1 rRNA gene is annotated in these 616 nt (G+C 50.5%); it reads left to right on the forward strand.

The features are described 5' to 3' along the window. Positions 1–567 (forward strand): 23S ribosomal RNA (locus ORI89_RS19195); the annotation flags it as partial. Between the last annotated feature and the right edge of the window lie 49 nt (positions 568–616).

Below are 616 nucleotides of genomic sequence, written 5' to 3' on the forward strand. Positions count from 1 at the left end.
GGAGTGCAATGGCATAAGCTTGCTTGACTGTGAGACCAACAAGTCGACCAGGGTCGAAAGACGGACATAGTGATCCGGTGGTTCTGTATGGAAGGGCCATCGCTCAAAGGATAAAAGGTACGCTGGGGATAACAGGCTGATCTCCCCCAAGAGCTCATATCGACGGGGAGGTTTGGCACCTCGATGTCGGCTCGTCACATCCTGGGGCTGGAGAAGGTCCCAAGGGTTGGGCTGTTCGCCCATTAAAGTGGCACGCGAGCTGGGTTCAGAACGTCGCGAGACAGTTCGGTCCCTATCTGTTGTGGGCGTTGGAAGTTTGCGTGGATCTGACCTTAGTACGAGAGGACCGGGTTGGACAGACCGCTGGTGTACCTGTTATGCCGCCAGGTGTATCGCAGGGTAGCTACGTCTGGAATAGATAAGCGCTGAAAGCATCTAAGTGCGAAACTAGCCACAAGATGAGACTTCCTCATAAGGGTCGTTGTAGACTACGACGTTGATAGGTTACAGGTCTAAAGGTAGAGATATCAAAGCCGAGTAATACTAATCGCCCGAAGCTTTCCATAGCTGATAGCATCTGTTGTCTTTCTTTTATTGTTTTTTTTCTTTCAATAGT

Source organism: Sphingobacterium sp. UT-1RO-CII-1 (assembly GCF_026711005.1).
Lineage (GTDB): Bacteria > Bacteroidota > Bacteroidia > Sphingobacteriales > Sphingobacteriaceae > Sphingobacterium.